We start from the raw sequence: 15528 nt of genomic DNA on the forward strand, positions 1-15528 counted from the left end.
TCAAAAATGACATAAGTCAAGTAGCGGCCTTCCCGCCTGCGCTAACAGCAGACTCAGGGCGCATCCAACCACCGCCCCACCGCACAAGGTCGCAAGCGTATGAGTAAGCTAGCCAGCCGCCGCGCATTTCTACGGGGAGAGGTGCTGCGGTCCGACAAGGCACCCATCTATCCCCCGGGGGCAGAACCCGATTTTACCGGGCTGTGTACGCAGTGCGACGAATGCCGTGAGGCCTGCCCCGAGGATATCATCACCTTCAACGCGCAAGGCTGGCCAGTGGTCCAACTGGATGCGGGCCCCTGCACCTTTTGCGGTGATTGCGTCAGCGCCTGCCCCACGGGCGCGCTGAATTCCGATCTGATGGCCGACTGGCCCTGGCGCGCCCGGGTATCCGCCTCGTGCCTGTCGATGAACGGCGTCAGCTGCCGCGTCTGCCAGGATGTTTGCGACCACAACGCCATCCGGTTCCGCCTTCAGACAGGCGGCCGCGCCGAACCGGTTCTGGACACCGATAACTGCACCGGATGCGGGGCCTGCGCCAGCGCCTGTCCTGCCGGATCCGTTAGCTTTGAACGCCATACCCCAACCGCGCCGGAGGTTACCTTATGAACATTTGTGGTTGCCTCGTGCACGTGACACCTGAAACCACCCAAAGCGCGCAGGACGCGATCGCGCGCACGAACGGGGCCGAAGTTCACGCGGCGGCCGAGGATGGCCGCCTTGTTGTCGTGGTCGAGGATACGCCGGAAAAACTGGCGTCCGAGACGATCATGGATCTGCATCAGATCCCGGGCGTGATCTCTCTGTCCCTGACCTATCACCATTTCGAAGACCTTGCGGAAACCCGTCCGCACCTCAACGCTTCTCGCCAGATATAAAGCCGGAGACCCATGTCATGACCATCTCTGAATCCCGCCGGACATTCCTGAAATCAACCGCCGCCGCCGCAACGGCCTCGGCCGCCGGTCTGCCGCTTGCGACCGGACAGGCCAGCGCGCAAGTCGGCAACCCCGACATCCGCTGGGACAAGGCAGCGTGCCGGTTCTGCGGCACCGGCTGCTCGGTCCTGATCGGCACCAAGGACGGGCGCGTCGTCGCCACCCAGGGCGACCCGGATGCGCCGGTGAACCGCGGACTGAACTGCATCAAGGGCTATTTCCTGTCCAAGATCATGTACGGCAAGGATCGTCTGACCACACCGATGCTGCGCAAATCCAATGGCCAGTACGACAAGAACGGCGAGTTCGAGCCCGTTTCGTGGGACGAAGCCTTCGACGTGATGGCCGCCAAGTGGAAAGAGGCGCTGGCCAAGAAAGGCCCGACCAGTGTCGGCATGTTCGGCTCGGGTCAGTGGACCGTCTGGGAAGGGTATGCCGCCGCCAAGATGATGAAGGCAGGCTTCCGGTCCAACAACATCGACCCCAACGCGCGGCACTGCATGGCGTCTGCCGTGGTGGGCTTCATCCGCACCTTCGGCATTGATGAGCCGATGGGCTGCTATGACGACCTCGAGCACGCGGATACCTTCGTGCTGTGGGGCTCGAACATGGCGGAAATGCACCCGATCCTGTGGTCGCGCCTGACCGATACACGTCTGACCAAACCGGGTTGCGAAGTGCATGTGCTGTCGACCTATGAGCACCGCTCGTTCGAGCTGGCCGACAATGGCATGGTCTTTGCACCGCAGACCGATCTGGCGATCCTGAACTACATCGCAAACTACATCATCCAGAATGGCGCGGTGAACGAAGAGTTCGTCAAGAACCACGTCAACATCACCAAAACCGCCACTGACATCGGCTATGGCCTGCGCGACAATCACCCGCTGCAGGAAGCCGCCGAAAACCCCAATGTCGGCAAGATGGAACCGATCAGCTTCGAGGAATATGCCGAAGCGGTTTCCAAATACACTCTGGAATATACATCCGAGCTGTCCGGCGTCCCCGCCGCATCGCTGGAACGTCTGGCCAAGCAGTACGCCGACCCGAACCGCAAGGTCATGAGCCTTTGGACCATGGGCTTCAACCAGCACACCCGCGGGTCGTGGGTGAACTCGCTGATGTATAACGTGCACCTGCTGGTCGGTAAGATTTCGGAACCCGGCAACTCGCCCTTCTCGCTGACCGGTCAGCCCTCGGCCTGTGGTACGGCGCGTGAGGTCGGCACCTTTGCCCACCGTCTGCCCGCAGACATGGTGGTGATGAACGACAAGCACCGCGAGATTTGCGAGAAAGCCTGGAACGTGCCCGCCGGCACCATCCCGGCCAAACCGGGCTTCCACGCTGTTCTGCAGCACCGCAAGCTGAAAGACGGCGACCTGAATGCCTATTGGGTGCAGTGTACCAACAACATGCAGGCGGCGCCGAACATCAACGAAGAAGGCTATCCCGGTTACCGCAACCCGGAAAACTTCATCGCCGTATCGGACCCCTATCCGACCGTGACCGCGCTGTCGGCGGACCTGATTCTGCCCACCGCGATGTGGGTCGAAAAGGAAGGCGCCTATGGCAACGCCGAGCGCCGCACCCAGTTCTGGCGCCAGCAGGTGAAAGCACCGGGCGAGGCCAAGTCGGACGTCTGGCAGGTCATGGAGTTCTCGAAACGCTTCACCGTCGAAGAGGTTTGGGGCGAGGAACTGCTGGCCACAATGCCCGAGCATCGCGGCAAGACCATGTATGATGTGCTGTTCGCTAACGGCGTGATCGATAAGTACCCGCTGTCGGAAACCGCCGAAGGCTTTGACAACGACGAATCCGAGCACTTTGGCTATTACGTCCAGAAGGGTCTGTTCGAGGAATACGCCGAGTTCGGTCGCGGCCACGCGCACGATCTGGCTCCGTTCGAAGTGTACCACCAGGCGCGCGGTCTGCGCTGGCCGGTCGTGGACGGCAAAGAGACGCTGTACCGCTTCCGCGAAGGCTATGACCCTTACGTGCCTGAAGGCGCAGGCGTGCAGTTCTATGGCAAGAAGGACGGCAAGGCGAACATCATCTTTGCGCCTTACGAACCGGCGGCCGAGGAACCGGATGCGGAATTCGATCTGTGGCTCTGCACCGGGCGTGTGCTGGAACACTGGCATTCGGGTTCGATGACCCGCCGGGTTCCGGAACTGCACCGCGCATATCCGTCTGCCGTGGTCTACATGCATCCCGAAGACGCACGTGATCGTGGTCTGCGCCGTGGACAGGAAATCGTGCTGTCCACCCGCCGGGGTGACGTGACCAGCCGGGTCGAAACCCGGGGCCGCAACAAAGTGCCGCGCGGTCTGGTCTTCATGCCATGGTTCGACGAAGGCCAGCTGACCAACAAGCTGACGCTGGACGCAACCTGCCCGCTGTCGAAAGAGACCGACTTCAAGAAATGCGCTTGTAAGGTCGAGCGCGCGTAACAGGCAAGCAAGGCAAAGGTTGTCCCCATGTCTTCTGCAGGCAAACCCCTTGCGCCAAACCGGCGCCGCTTCCTTCAGGATGCGGCGCGGGCGGCGGGTGGCTGTGTGGCCGCCGGATCATTGCTGGCCTATCTGGCCCGCGATGCAAGGGCCTTGCCTGCCGAGGCATTGCGACCCCCCGGTGCCCTGCCTGAACAAGAATTCCTGTCCGCCTGTATCCGCTGTGGTCTGTGCGTGCGGGACTGCCCCTATGACACGTTGAAACTGGCGGAACTGGGTGTCGATGCGGTTGCCACCGGCACCCCCTATTTCACCGCCCGCGATGTGCCGTGTGAAATGTGCGACGACATCCCTTGTGTTGCTGCCTGCCCCACCGGGGCGCTGGACCCCGGTTTGGATAATATCGACGACGCCGAGATGGGTGTGGCCGTACTGGTCGATCAGGAAAACTGCCTGAACTTCCTCGGCCTGCGCTGTGACGTCTGTTACCGCGTCTGCCCCGTCATCGACGAGGCGATCACGCTGGAAACCGAACATAATGCGCGGTCGGGCCACCATGCGGTGTTCATCCCGACGGTCCATGCCGACCGCTGCACCGGCTGCGGCATGTGCGAAAAAAGCTGCGTTCTGCCCGAGGCCGCGATCAAAGTTCTTCCGACGCGTCTGGCTCGCGGCAGCAGCGCAGATCACTACCGCAGGGGCTGGGAAGAGAAAGAAGCCAAGGGCGCGCCGGTTGTCGAAGGCATCATTGATCTGCCCGACCGCCTGCCGGGACCGGGTACCGACAATCTGGTCGCACCGGGCGGGTTCGAGCCCAGCTTCAAACTGCCGGAGGTCACGCAATGACCGCCCGCACACATCTGCCGCTGGGACAAGAGGCCATTCAGGTCAAGGGCTGGGTTGGAGCGCATAAATACCTGCTGCTGCGCCGCGCGAGCCAGCTGTTCTTTCTGATACTGTTCCTGCTGGGTCCGTGGTTTGGCATCTGGATCGTGCAGGGCACGCTGGCGGGGTCGTTGACCCTGGGCGTACTGCCGCTGACCGACCCGTTTGTGTTCCTGCAAAGCCTTGTGGCCGGACACTGGCCCGAACTGACCGCCGCCCTTGGCGCGGCCATCGTGCTGGTTGCCTATGCGCTGATCGGGGGCCGCGTCTATTGCTCGTGGGTGTGCCCGATCAACCCGGTCACCGACGGGGCGCACTGGCTTCACCGCAAGTTGGGGCTGCAAAAGGGCTGGCAGCCCAAGCGCGCCACCCGGATCTGGATCATGGCGACCGTTCTGATCGTATCCGGCCTGACCGGCGTTATCGCGTGGGAGCTAGTGAACCCGATCACAATGCTGCATCGCGGGCTGGTCTTTGGCATGGGCTTTGTCTGGGCCATGGTCACGGCCATCTTCCTGTTCGACCTGTTCGTCTCGCGCCATGGATGGTGCGGCCATGTCTGTCCGGTTGGTGCGTTCTACGGGCTGGTGGGTCACAAGGCGATGCTGCGGGTCAGCGCCACCAACCGTTCGGCCTGCGACGATTGCATGGATTGCTACGCGGTTTGCCCCGAAAACCACGTGATCTCTCCGGCGCTGAAGGGCAAGGGGGACAGCACCCCGTTGATCCTGTCTCCCGACTGCACCAATTGCGGCCGCTGCATAGATATCTGCGCCGTGGACGTTTTCAAATTCACCCATCGGTTCGACGAGCTGACCGTCGCGCCACCGGAATCAACCGCCGCGCCCGAGCCGCGCGCCTCAAGACCTTTTTGAAGGAGTGAGAAGATGAAGAAATCGATCTTGTTGGGCCTTGCCCTGATCCCGCCGCTGCTCCTCGGTGGCCTGGCCCTTGCGCAGTCCAGCGGGGTGTCGACCTTGCGCGGCGCAGAAGTCGACGAACCGGTCATTCTGGATCAGGTTCACCGCAATGCCGAAGGCCGCGTGCAGCGCAACTACCGCCAGCAGCCGCCAGTGATCCCACACAAGGCGGACCAGTACCAGATCGACCTGCGCACCAACCAGTGCCTGTCATGCCATGACTGGACCAAGGCGGGCGAGCGCAACGCGCCCACCTTGTCGATGACCCACTATCTGGACCGCGACGGCAACGAGTTGGATCAGATCGCCGGCACCCGGTATTTCTGCAACCAGTGCCACGTGCCGCAGGCCGATGCACCCCCGCTGGTCGACAATGTCTTCCAGCCGTCCAACTGATCCACTGATTGTCTGAAAGGAGCACCAATATGGCCGACTCCCCCGAAAAACGCGGCTGGCTTGGCCGTCTCTGGAACGGGTTCTGGACACCGGCGGTGATGTTCAGCTCGGGGTTCTTAATCCTTGCCGGCTTTCTGGCGGGTATCCTGTTCTGGGGCGGTTTCCACTGGACGCTCGAGATGACCAACACCGAAGAGTTCTGCGTGTCCTGCCACACGATGGAAACCAATCTGGGCGAATACCGCGAGACGGTTCACTACAACAACCACTCGGGCGTACGCGCGATCTGTTCGGACTGCCATGTGCCGGATGAATGGAACCACAAGATCAAGGCCAAGATCATGGCGGTCAAGGATGTCTATCATGAACTGGCCGGAACCATCAGCACGCCCGAGAAATACGAAGAGCATCGCCTGAGCATGGCCTCGGCCGTGTGGAAAAAGATGAAGGCGTCGGACAGCCGCGAATGCCGCAACTGCCACAACTTCGACTATATGGACTTTACCATTCAGGAAACCCGCGCCGCCTCTGAGCACCAGCGCGCCATCGACAACGATATGACCTGTATCGACTGCCATCAGGGCATCGCGCACAGCCTGCCGCCGGACTATCTGGAGGAATACCAGAACGTCACCGAGGCGCTGAATGCCGAAGGCAAGGCCCTGCAGCAGCAGGCCGCGGTGGACGGAGACGACATCCGCACCTTCCTGAACACCAGTACCGATTAAGGCGGGGGCACAGATGCTTGAATTACTTGGAACCATCGGCGGCAACATCCTGAGCCTGCCGGGCATCCTGGGCCTCGGCCTTGGCATGATGACGCGTCAGATCTGGCTGGGGGCCCTGTTGGGCGGTCTGGTCGGAGTGCTGGAAACGCTGGTCTTTGCGGGTTGGCAGTTTTCCCATGTAGAAGGGCTGGAACTGGGGATCGCCATCGCTGTCGGCCTGTGCGCAGGCAGCCTGGGCAGCGTCATCCGCCGCAAGGGCACCGTCGCCGCCTGAAACAAGCCGGTCCGGCGGCACCGCCGGGCCAGCCTTTAGCGGCCCCAGTTTTCGGCCGGGTCGCTTTCTGCATAGTCCCGCAACAGCGAAACATCCGATATTTCGGCATGGTTGCGGTTGATCTTCACGCCCACCGCCTTGAGCCGCGAAAACGCCCGGCTCAGGCTCTCGGGTTTCATCCCCAGACGCCCCGCGATCAGCATCTTGTCATAGGGCAGCGCCACATCGCAGGCACCCTGCTGATCATCGCACAGCCCAAGCAGGAACTCGGCCACTCGCTGCGCGCCGGTCTGCGCCTTCAACTGTTCCAGCTGCGCCACCAGCGAATGCAGATGGGTAAAGGTGGCCGCCAGGATCGAGATCCCGATCTCGGGGTCCTCTTTCATCAGTGAGGTCAGGATCGGGCTGGGGATGTGCATCACATCGCAGGCCGATACCGCCTCGGCCGAGACCGGGTAGGGCACATTGCGCAGCGCCACCGCCTCGCCGAAGCTGTCGCCGCGGGTGAACACGCTGACCACCGCCTCAGCCCCGGTGGGGGTCATGCGGAACAGCTTGACCCAGCCGTCCAGAACCACGTGAATGGCCTGTGCCTCTTCCTCTTGCAGAAAGATGGTCTCACCCCGGTCATACTGGCGCCAGATCGCGTGGCTCAGCAATGTCTCGACATGCTGATCCGGCAGACTGCGCAGCAGCAGCGATTGCCGCGCGATCGCCTTTTGTGCCTCATGAGACATGAAAACACCCCCCTTATTCCTGCCGACGCTGATGCGCGGTGGGTCCATCCCTGTTTCTGCTATGACAGAACCTGCCTGCGTTCGCCATCCCATTATACGACCCGAACTTGACTATTGTCATGTTACGGAGTCTGCCGCTGGCCTAAACTCACCTCAAAGCCAGTATTCCGGGGAGCAAGCAAGATGGACTACGAGCGATTTTTTGACCAGAGCCTTGATGCCCTTCGGGATGAAGGGAATTACCGTGTTTTCATCGACTTGCAACGCCGTTGCGGTGCCTTCCCCAACGCGCGCCAGACCGATGGAGCGGTCGAGCGTGACGTGCGGATCTGGTGCTCGAACGATTATCTGGGCATGGGACAGCACCCCGCTGTGATCAACGCCATGCACGACGCCCTGGACCGCTGCGGCGCGGGTGCGGGCGGGACGCGCAATATCTCGGGGACGACCCATGATCACGTCCTGCTGGAACGTGAACTGGCCGATCTGCACGGCAAGGAAGATGCCCTGCTGTTTACCTCGGGCTACGTGTCGAACTGGGCGGCGTTGGGGACGCTGGCCGCAAAAATTCCCGGTCTGATCGTTTTCTCTGATGCGCTGAACCATGCCTCAATGATCGAAGGCATCCGCCACTCACGGGCGCAAAAGGTGATCTGGAAACACAACGATCTGGAAGACCTTGAGGCGAAGCTGGCCGCCGCCGATCCGGACGCACCGAAGATGGTCGCGTTCGAGTCCGTTTACTCAATGGATGGCGACATCGCCCCGATCAAAGAGATCTGCGATCTGGCCGACAAATACGGCGCGATGACTTACCTCGACGAGGTCCACGCCGTTGGCCTTTACGGCCCGCGCGGTGGCGGCATTGCCGAACGCGAAGGTCTGATGGATCGTCTGACCGTAATCGAAGGCACGCTGGGCAAGGCGTTCGGCGTGGTGGGCGGCTATATCGCCGCGTCGACCGCGCTGTGCGATTTCGTGCGCAGCTTTGCCAGCGGTTTCATCTTTACCACTGCTCTGCCGCCGTCGATTGCCGCAGGTGCTGCAGCCTCGATCCGCCATCTGAAGCAATCGAACGCTGAACGCGATCTGCAGAAGGCCCGCGTGGCCGAGGTACGCGCCCGCCTGGATGCCGAAGGCATTCCGCATCTGCCCAACCCCAGCCATATCATCCCTGTGATGGTGGGTGATCCGGTGAAATGCAAATTCATCTCGGACACGCTGCTGGAGGAGTTCGGTATCTATATTCAGCCGATCAACTATCCCACCGTGCCCAAAGGCACCGAACGACTGCGCATCACACCCTCGCCCGTGCATACGGATGAAGATATCGACCATCTGGTCGGCGCACTGTCGGCCCTGTGGCAACGCTGCCAGATCGCGCGTATGCCGATGGCGGCCCAATAACCAAAGCTCCCCCTCGCTTGGAAAAGCGCCGCCCTTCCGGGGCGGCGTTTTTCTTTGGTCAGATCAGGTAGAGGCCGAAGACGGTCAACGCAAAACCCGTCAACACCATGGTAAAGCCCCGCAGCCAGGCGGGGCTGGTGGCAAGCTCGAGATAACGCGCAAGGATGATGCGGGATTTGGTGAGTGCCAAGATCAGGATGCAAGCGCCAAGGAATTTGGGGGATATCGGCAGCAGCGTCAGGATCGCGGATGCGATGCTGAGCGCCAGAAGGGTGAGCCATGCGCCTGTGAGCGAGCTCGGGAGCCTCCGGCGGGAGTATTTTTGAAAAGATGAAGGTGTGGGCATCGCGCTTATCCCAACAGGTAGATCACGGGGAAGAGCATGATCCAGACCAGATCGACCATGTGCCAGAACTGTGCGCCAGCCTCGATGTTTCGTTGATCGTCGCGCCACGCGACCAGCAGCAGGATGGCGACGCCGGCCAGCACATGGGCCGCGTGAAAGCCGGTGAGCAGGTAGTAGAACAGGAAAAACGGGTGGGTCTCGTAGGTGATGCCTTGCGCGGCTTTGCCTGCGTATTCCGCGCCTTTGATAATCAGGAATACAACGCCCAGCCCAGCTGCCGCGATCAGCGCCAGACGGGCGGCGGTGCGGCGGGCGGCTTGTCGCCAGTGCAGGGCCTGTGCAGCGAGGTAGCCGGACGTGATCAGAACGGCAGTATTGAGCGCCGCGCCGGTGCGGTAGAGATGTGATTGTGCTTCGGCAAAGCCCGCAGGGTCGGCCAGGCGCACGCCCATGAACGCGATCAGGCCGGCGCCAAAGACCAGCAGTTCCGAGATGATCAGCACCCACATCAGCAACTCGCCCGGAAGCTCGTCGATCAGGGAAGTGTCGCTCATGCGCCGACCAGTTGGCGGTAGATCTGTGGCAGCGCCATGGTCAGGCGGTGCGGGTCGGGGATGACGGCGAACCCGCCTTGACCGAACATGCGCGGAAACCAGCTTTTGCCGGTTTTGTCGATGGTGACGCCAAAGACCGATTGCCCGGCGCGGCGGGCCTCGCGGACGGCCATGCAGGTATCTTCGATGCCGTGGCGACCTTCATAGTGATCCAGATCGTTGGGTTTTCCATCGGTTATGACCAGCAGCAGGCGGCGTTTTCGGGATTGCTCTGCCAGATCTGCCGAGCAATGGCGGATCGCAGCGCCAAGGCGTGTGTAGTGGCCGGGGCGCAGCGAGGCGATGCGTTGTTCGACGGTTGCGCCCATCGGCTCATCGAACCGTTTGCAGCGCTGGACATAGACGCGCTGGCGTTTCAGGGAACTGAAGGCGTGAATGGCGAAATCGTCGCCGCAGGCGTTTAGGCCCCAAGCGAGCGCGGCCAGCGCCTCGCGTTCGATGTCGATCACGGCGCGGCCCGTTACGGCGCTTTCGGTCGAGCGGCTGACGTCCAGCAGGATCGAGACCGCCAGATCGCGCGCCTCGGGGCGGGATTGCATCCAGATGCGTTCGTTGCCTTCACCGCTGGCGTGGCGGTCGGTTTCGGCGCGCACGGCGGCTTCGATATCCAGCTGATCACCGTCCAGATGGCCACGCGTCATGACGCGGCCCGGGCGCAGGGCCTCGAACTGGCGTTTGACGGCGCGGATGCGGCGGGCGGTGGCGAGGTCTTTACCGAACTCGGCGGCATCCTCGCGGATGTCGGCGTCGGACAGCAAGACGTTCACATGGTCCGGAAGGTATTGCCCTGTGCGCACATCCCATTCGGGATAGAGGATGCGGCCAGACAGGCGCTCGCGATTCACGTCCTCGGGTGCCAGATCCAGATGCAGTTTCAGCTTGGTGGGCGGGGCTTTTGAGATTTGGCCCAGCCCGATTTCTTCTTGATCATCGGCGGCCTTTTTGGCGTTGTCGGGATCGTCATCATCAATGCGACGGTTGATATTCAGGAACTCGGCCCAGCTCAGGATGGCTTCGAATTTGTGCAGGATGAAACTGTCGCTGCGGTTGGCCTGATCCGATTTGCGGCGGCGGGCGCGGTGGGTTTTCTCGCCGGATTCCTCGGGCTCGCCTTCGGTGTCGGGGTTTTCGACCTCGTTATGTTCGGAAAAGCCAACGGCGCGCAGCTCGGGCCACAAGGGTACCGGCCGCATCGGTTGATAGCCGCGCGGGGCGGTCAGGTCGTCGTCCAGCGTCAAAAGCTGCTCGGCCTTTGGCGACAGGGGGGCCGGGTCGCCCAGCTTGTGCCGGATCAGTTCTTCCACTGCGGCCTCAACAGGGGGAAGGCCGGGAATATCGCGCTGATGCAGGACACCTTTGCACAGCTCGGTATAAAGGGGACGCAGGCCGGGGGCGTCGTCGAGCGTCGCCACAACCATGTCCTGCGCTGCCATCAACGCGCGCAGATCGGCGCGCAGCGGATCATCTTCGTCAATGCGGGTTCCGGCATGGGCGGCAGCAGCGGCCAGCCAGACATAAAGCGCGCCATTGGCTTCGCGCGCAGGGAATACGGCAAGCCGGTCGGGCAGGCGCAGTACCTCGCCATCGAAGGACGCGCGCGGCATCAACTCGGCCTCGGTCGCCAGTTTGCGGCGCCAGCTTAGGCGATGGCGTGAAATCTCGGGTGAGACCGGGCGCAATTCAACGCCCGGGCTACCCCCAAGTCCTCGGAAGAGGACGGCCAGCCGCCCCGCGACCTCTGAGAGGTCGACCGCGGCTCCAACATGCACCTCAGGTGCATCGAGGCGGCTGGCAAGGGTGTGCCACAGTTTCCCGATCGTTTCTTCGGGTTCCCATGGCTCAAAATCGATCCTGACCATCGGCCGGCCTCACCCAAAGACAGCCGTGACAAGATCGAGGAGCCCGCGTTTGATGTCCTCGTCATCCGTCAGAGGTTCAACCATAGCGGCAAGGATGGCGCGGTCGGTGGACATGCCTTGCGCGATCAGCGTCGCGGCATAGACAACCAGACGGGTGGAGACGCCTTCCTCAAGGTCCTGACCCTTGAGCCCGCGCAACTTGTTCGCCAGCCGGATCAGCGGCTTGCAGCGCTCCAGCGCCAGCCCGCTTTCCTGGGCGACAACCTCGGCTTCCATATCGGGCGATGGGAAGTCGAATTCCAGCGAGATAAACCGCTGCCGGGTCGAGGGTTTCAGGGTTTTCAGGATATTCTGGTATCCGGGGTTATAGGAGGCAACCAGCATGAAGCCGGGCGCGGCCTCAAGCTCTTCTCCGGTGCGGTCGATCGGCAGGATGCGCCGGTCGTCGGTCAGCGGATGCAGCACGACGGTGACGTCTTTACGGGCCTCGACCACCTCATCAAGGTAGCAGATCGCGCCTTCGCGCACCGCGCGGGTCAGGGGGCCATCGACCCAGACGGTTTCTCCGCCTTTCAGCAGGTAACGCCCGATCAGGTCGGCGGCGGCCAAGTCATCGTGGCAGGCCACGGTGTAAAGCGGGCGGCCAAGCTTGGCGGCCATGTGGGCCACAAAGCGGGTTTTGCCGCAGCCTGTCGGGCCTTTCAGCAGAACCGGCAGGTCATTGGTGTAAGCGGCGCAGAAGACGTCGCATTCATCGCCCTGGGCGAGGTAGAAGGGGGCGTCAGCCGCCCCCTCAGTCAGTTTCATGGAGCCGTCCATAGTCATCACTCCGCAGGGGTTTCGGCTGCGCCGGGTTCAATGATCTCTTTCCGGGGAACCCAGATCGAGTAGATGAACAGCAGCGCACCAAGGACCACGACGATGCCAGAGCCAAGGCGCATCCAGTAGAAGATGGCGACCTGATCCTGCACATCCATGAAGTAGTCGCCTACAACACGTTGCATGTGCGTCTGAACGGTACCTGCGAAGGTCAGCACGAAGGTCATGAAGACCATGCCGCTGGTCATCAGCCAGAACGAGCCCATGTTCAGAACCTGATTATAGGGATCGCGGTTCTTGAGGATCGGCATCGCATAGCTGAAGATCGCCAGGTTGAGGCAGACATAGGCACCATAGAAGGCCAAGTGACCATGGGCTGCGGTGATCTGCGTGCCGTGGGTGTAATAGTTCACACCGTGCAGCGTATGCAGGAAGCCCCAGACACCAGCTCCGAAGAAGGCCAGCGTGGCACAACCCAGCGACCACAGCAGAGCAGCCTTGTTGGGATGGTCCCGGCGGCCTTTCCAAACCATGACGAAGGCAAAGGCCATCATTGCGAAGAACGGGATCACTTCGAGGCTTGAGAAGATCGACCCGATCCACTGCCAATAGCCGGGGGTACCGATCCAGTAATAGTGGTGGCCGGTGCCAAGGATGCCCGAGAACAGTGCCGCGGCAACGATAACATAGAGCCATTTCTCGACGATCTCACGGTCCACACCTGTCAGCTTGAGCATCAGGTAGGCCAGGATCGAGGCCATGATCAATTCCCACACACCTTCAACCCACAGGTGGACAACGTACCACCAGTATTGCTTGTCCAAGGACAGGTTGCCGGGGTTGTAGAAGGCAAACAGGAACAGCAGCGCCAGACCCCACAGACCCAACAACAGGATGTTGGTGATGGCGGTCTTCTTGCCCTTCAGAACGGTCATCGACACGTTGTAAAGGAAGATCAGCGCGGCCACGACGATGCCCGCCTTGACCCATTTGGGCTGTTCAAGGAACTCGCGCCCCTCTTTGCCCAGCAGCCAGTTGCCTTCGAACAGGTTGAAGACATAGGTCACAACCACGCCCAGCGTGCCGACCACAAGAATGATCAGCTGCAGATAGGCCAGCTTGGTCGAATGGATCTCACGTTCGGCCTCTTCCGGGATCAGGAAATAGGCAGCCCCGAAGAAGCCAAGGATCAGCCAAACGATCAGAGAGTTGGTGTGCAGCATCCGCACGATGTTGAACGGCAATAGCTCGCTCAGGAAGTTCGGGAAGACATAGATCAGACCGGCCAGAAGGCCGCCGATCACCTGTATCGCGAACAGGGCCATGGCTACGGCAAAGTAGGCGTAGGCGATTTTTTGGGATTCGTATTTCATTGTCCTTGTCCCTTTCTCAGCCTGCCTCGTTGGGCGGCCAGCCCTGCGCGTCGATATTGTCGGTCCAGATCAGGAAGTTTGCCAGATCACGGATCTCTTCGTCGCTGAGGTTGAAGTTGGGCATTTGCCGGCGACCGGGAATACCGGTCGGCTGTGCTTCCATCCAGCCCTTGAGGGATTCAAAGGCCGATTCCGGGTCGTCCAGCACACCCCAACGGGTCATCACATTCGCGACTTCAGGCGCATAGTAAGCCCCTTCACCCATGATCGTGTGACAGTTGATGCAGGCGTGTTTTTCCCAGACATGCTTGCCCCGAACCACACTTTCATCGAGCTTTGCCGAGTTCTCGGAATTCACGATGTAATAGTGCGAATGGGCCGACAAGGCCAGAAAGATGAGGATGAAGAACAGTGACCCGCCATAGAATATGTTGCGAGCCATGCTCTTTGTCATGACTTCTCGCATTGCGCTCTCCTTTGCGCAGATTAGTTCGTATGGTGACAATGGCGGTTGGGCCGCGCAGCTGCCTTAACGAAAGTCAAGACTGCACAAGGGAATAGCTAAAGCACGATAATATATGAATATTCAAGCCGCACGCGGACCGGTCAGGGCCGACCACATGGCAATCAGATAGAGCGCAAAGGCCCCTACCCACAGACCGTCCACCAGCAACATCACCGTCAGATAGCCGGTGTTCAGGTCCGATCCTACCCATCTGAGAATCGCCGCCAGTGCCATCAGCCCATAGGCCACCGCCATCGGTGTCGGAGCAATCAGCGCCCGCCCGCTGTGTCCCAACGCGGCGCGGCTCATGACCGCCAGAGTCATGCCGCCAACGCAGCCGATGCCCAGTACATGCAGCGCCGCGATTTCGTTGCCGATGCCCAGCAGGGACAGGCCCCACAGGATCAGACCCAAGGCCAGCATCCCCAGCCCGACATGCAGCGCGATCAGGATCGGCTGCCGCAGCGCCCAGGCCGACCGCCAGCGCACCATGCGCAGGATTTGAATCACACCAAGCAACAGCGCAACCGCTCCGGTCACGGGGCTGAGGCCCAGCAACAATGCGCACAGCGGCAGAAGCAGGGCGATGATCATTCCTGCCTTGTCCAGCGCCGCCACCGAGACGGGCCACGCCGCCTCGGGCGCGCCGTCACGTTTCATTGCGTTGCGGGTGAAGGCGGGGGTGATCCGCCCGCCCAGAATCGCGATCATCGAACATAAGGTCAGCAATCCTGCGCGCAGGCCGAGATTCAAGGTGCCACCCGTAACCCCGCTCCATTCCAGATGGGTCAGAAGATTGGCAACCCAGATCAGGCTGAGCAGTAGCAGGAACACCATGTTCTGCGGTTTGGGACGTCGGATCAGCTGAGTCGCGATCTTCGCCGCAAGAATCGGCACGAAGGCCAGATCAAGCACCGTCACCAAAACCGGCGGCACCACGCCCGAGAACCACATCGCCAGACGGCCCAGCAGCCACAGGCCCGCGGCCAGCATGATGAACCGGGCGCGCGCCTCGGGCGCTCCGGTCCAGTTTGGCACGGCAGTCAGGAAAAATCCGCCCAGCGCGGCGGTCGAATAGCCAAAGATCATCTCATGCGCATGCCACATAGGTGGGGTCATTGCGTATGAGGGATCAGCGTATGGCACCGCTCCGGTCTGCGTCATGAGCCAGATACCCCAGACGCCGCCCACGAACAGGCCATAAAGCCCGGCGGATAGGAAAAACACCCGAAACCCCTCGCCCAAAACGCGTGCGATGACTGCCGACATGCCTGCTC

At 61.5% G+C, this 15528-nt stretch carries 17 protein-coding genes; 9 read left to right on the forward strand and 8 right to left on the reverse strand.

The genetic code is table 11. From position 1 onward, the window contains the following. The first annotated feature begins 99 nt into the window (after positions 1–99). Genes napF through ACR0J1_RS07940 form a run of 8 tightly spaced genes read left to right on the forward strand, consistent with a single transcriptional unit; the run spans position 100 to position 6591 of the window. Positions 100–609: a ferredoxin-type protein NapF gene (gene napF / locus ACR0J1_RS07905; protein ID WP_480732021.1), complete on the forward strand. Its 510-nt coding sequence runs from the start codon at positions 100–102 to the stop codon at positions 607–609. Next, positions 606–878, forward strand: a complete 273-nt coding sequence (locus ACR0J1_RS07910; RefSeq protein ID WP_480529971.1) for a chaperone NapD — start codon at positions 606–608, stop codon at positions 876–878. Before napF ends, ACR0J1_RS07910 begins: the two co-directional genes overlap by 4 nt. Positions 879–895: 17 nt before the next feature. Beyond that, positions 896–3388 carry a nitrate reductase catalytic subunit NapA gene (gene napA / locus ACR0J1_RS07915; protein ID WP_480732023.1) on the forward strand — a complete coding sequence of 831 codons (2493 nt, stop codon included), beginning with the start codon at positions 896–898 and terminating at the stop codon, positions 3386–3388. A 27-nt stretch (positions 3389–3415) separates the two neighbouring features. Further along, positions 3416–4234 carry a ferredoxin-type protein NapG gene (napG, locus tag ACR0J1_RS07920; protein WP_480732025.1) on the forward strand — a complete coding sequence of 273 codons (819 nt, stop codon included), beginning with the start codon at positions 3416–3418 and terminating at the stop codon, positions 4232–4234. Then, positions 4231–5148, forward strand: coding sequence for a quinol dehydrogenase ferredoxin subunit NapH (gene napH, locus ACR0J1_RS07925; protein ID WP_480732027.1), 918 nt, complete (start codon positions 4231–4233; stop codon positions 5146–5148). The genes napG and napH overlap by 4 nt, the downstream gene beginning before the upstream one ends. A gap of 12 nt (positions 5149–5160) precedes the next feature. Continuing rightward, on the forward strand, positions 5161–5589 hold the full coding sequence (locus tag ACR0J1_RS07930; protein WP_480529962.1) for a nitrate reductase cytochrome c-type subunit: 429 nt from the start codon (positions 5161–5163) through the stop codon (positions 5587–5589). A gap of 29 nt (positions 5590–5618) precedes the next feature. After that, positions 5619–6317 carry a NapC/NirT family cytochrome c gene (locus ACR0J1_RS07935; protein WP_480732029.1) on the forward strand — a complete coding sequence of 233 codons (699 nt, stop codon included), beginning with the start codon at positions 5619–5621 and terminating at the stop codon, positions 6315–6317. A 13-nt stretch (positions 6318–6330) separates the two neighbouring features. Beyond that, positions 6331–6591 (forward strand): hypothetical protein, encoded by a 261-nt coding sequence (locus ACR0J1_RS07940; RefSeq protein WP_480529958.1) that lies wholly within the window; start codon positions 6331–6333, stop codon positions 6589–6591. A gap of 35 nt (positions 6592–6626) precedes the next feature. Here the strand turns inward: ACR0J1_RS07940 and ACR0J1_RS07945 are convergent, their stop codons facing one another. Next, a complete protein-coding gene (locus ACR0J1_RS07945; protein WP_480529956.1) occupies positions 6627–7328 on the reverse strand; it encodes a Crp/Fnr family transcriptional regulator in 702 nt (233 codons plus the stop codon). Positions 7329–7511: 183 nt separating this feature from the next. On the opposite strand from ACR0J1_RS07945, the gene hemA reads away from it, so the two are divergent. After that, entirely contained in the window at positions 7512–8735 is a 1224-nt protein-coding gene (hemA, locus tag ACR0J1_RS07950; protein ID WP_480732031.1) for a 5-aminolevulinate synthase, read from the forward strand. A 58-nt stretch (positions 8736–8793) separates the two neighbouring features. On the opposite strand, the gene ACR0J1_RS07955 is transcribed toward hemA, so the two are convergent. The 7 genes from ACR0J1_RS07955 to ACR0J1_RS07985 form a co-directional block, all read right to left on the reverse strand. After that, complete coding sequence (locus ACR0J1_RS07955) at positions 8794–9081, reverse strand: nitric oxide reductase F protein (protein ID WP_480732033.1); 288 nt, start codon at positions 9079–9081, stop codon at positions 8794–8796. A 5-nt stretch (positions 9082–9086) separates the two neighbouring features. Beyond that, positions 9087–9635: a cytochrome c oxidase subunit 3 gene (locus tag ACR0J1_RS07960; protein WP_480732035.1), complete on the reverse strand. Its 549-nt coding sequence runs from the start codon at positions 9633–9635 to the stop codon at positions 9087–9089. Beyond that, positions 9632–11554 carry a nitric oxide reductase activation protein NorD gene (locus ACR0J1_RS07965; protein ID WP_480732037.1) on the reverse strand — a complete coding sequence of 641 codons (1923 nt, stop codon included), beginning with the start codon at positions 11552–11554 and terminating at the stop codon, positions 9632–9634. The genes ACR0J1_RS07960 and ACR0J1_RS07965 overlap by 4 nt, the downstream gene beginning before the upstream one ends. A gap of 9 nt (positions 11555–11563) precedes the next feature. Next, positions 11564–12373, reverse strand: a complete 810-nt coding sequence (locus tag ACR0J1_RS07970) for an AAA family ATPase (RefSeq protein ID WP_480732038.1) — start codon at positions 12371–12373, stop codon at positions 11564–11566. Positions 12374–12378: 5 nt separating this feature from the next. Then, on the reverse strand, positions 12379–13746 hold the full coding sequence (locus tag ACR0J1_RS07975) for a cbb3-type cytochrome c oxidase subunit I (protein ID WP_480732040.1): 1368 nt from the start codon (positions 13744–13746) through the stop codon (positions 12379–12381). 16 nt (positions 13747–13762) lie between these two features. Further along, on the reverse strand, positions 13763–14212 hold the full coding sequence (locus ACR0J1_RS07980) for a c-type cytochrome (protein WP_480732042.1): 450 nt from the start codon (positions 14210–14212) through the stop codon (positions 13763–13765). A 120-nt stretch (positions 14213–14332) separates the two neighbouring features. Beyond that, positions 14333–15520: an NnrS family protein gene (locus ACR0J1_RS07985; RefSeq protein WP_480732044.1), complete on the reverse strand. Its 1188-nt coding sequence runs from the start codon at positions 15518–15520 to the stop codon at positions 14333–14335. Positions 15521–15528: the final 8 nt, after the last annotated feature.

Source organism: Ruegeria sp. CJ3 (assembly GCF_056536725.1).

What these genes read in the sequence shown, in the direction of transcription:
- napF (WP_480732021.1), top strand. Translation starts at nt 100, where the DNA reads ATGAGTAAGCTAGCCAGCCGCCGCGCATTTCTACGGGGAGAGGTGCTG.
- ACR0J1_RS07910 (WP_480529971.1), top strand. Translation starts at nt 606, where the DNA reads ATGAACATTTGTGGTTGCCTCGTGCACGTGACACCTGAAACCACCCAA.
- napA (WP_480732023.1), top strand. Translation starts at nt 896, where the DNA reads ATGACCATCTCTGAATCCCGCCGGACATTCCTGAAATCAACCGCCGCC.
- napG (WP_480732025.1), top strand. Translation starts at nt 3,416, where the DNA reads ATGTCTTCTGCAGGCAAACCCCTTGCGCCAAACCGGCGCCGCTTCCTT.
- napH (WP_480732027.1), top strand. Translation starts at nt 4,231, where the DNA reads ATGACCGCCCGCACACATCTGCCGCTGGGACAAGAGGCCATTCAGGTC.
- ACR0J1_RS07930 (WP_480529962.1), top strand. Translation starts at nt 5,161, where the DNA reads ATGAAGAAATCGATCTTGTTGGGCCTTGCCCTGATCCCGCCGCTGCTC.
- ACR0J1_RS07935 (WP_480732029.1), top strand. Translation starts at nt 5,619, where the DNA reads ATGGCCGACTCCCCCGAAAAACGCGGCTGGCTTGGCCGTCTCTGGAAC.
- ACR0J1_RS07940 (WP_480529958.1), top strand. Translation starts at nt 6,331, where the DNA reads ATGCTTGAATTACTTGGAACCATCGGCGGCAACATCCTGAGCCTGCCG.
- ACR0J1_RS07945 (WP_480529956.1), bottom strand. Translation starts at nt 7,328, where the DNA reads ATGTCTCATGAGGCACAAAAGGCGATCGCGCGGCAATCGCTGCTGCTG.
- hemA (WP_480732031.1), top strand. Translation starts at nt 7,512, where the DNA reads ATGGACTACGAGCGATTTTTTGACCAGAGCCTTGATGCCCTTCGGGAT.
- ACR0J1_RS07955 (WP_480732033.1), bottom strand. Translation starts at nt 9,081, where the DNA reads ATGCCCACACCTTCATCTTTTCAAAAATACTCCCGCCGGAGGCTCCCG.
- ACR0J1_RS07960 (WP_480732035.1), bottom strand. Translation starts at nt 9,635, where the DNA reads ATGAGCGACACTTCCCTGATCGACGAGCTTCCGGGCGAGTTGCTGATG.
- ACR0J1_RS07965 (WP_480732037.1), bottom strand. Translation starts at nt 11,554, where the DNA reads ATGGTCAGGATCGATTTTGAGCCATGGGAACCCGAAGAAACGATCGGG.
- ACR0J1_RS07970 (WP_480732038.1), bottom strand. Translation starts at nt 12,373, where the DNA reads ATGGACGGCTCCATGAAACTGACTGAGGGGGCGGCTGACGCCCCCTTC.
- ACR0J1_RS07975 (WP_480732040.1), bottom strand. Translation starts at nt 13,746, where the DNA reads ATGAAATACGAATCCCAAAAAATCGCCTACGCCTACTTTGCCGTAGCC.
- ACR0J1_RS07980 (WP_480732042.1), bottom strand. Translation starts at nt 14,212, where the DNA reads ATGCGAGAAGTCATGACAAAGAGCATGGCTCGCAACATATTCTATGGC.
- ACR0J1_RS07985 (WP_480732044.1), bottom strand. Translation starts at nt 15,520, where the DNA reads ATGTCGGCAGTCATCGCACGCGTTTTGGGCGAGGGGTTTCGGGTGTTT.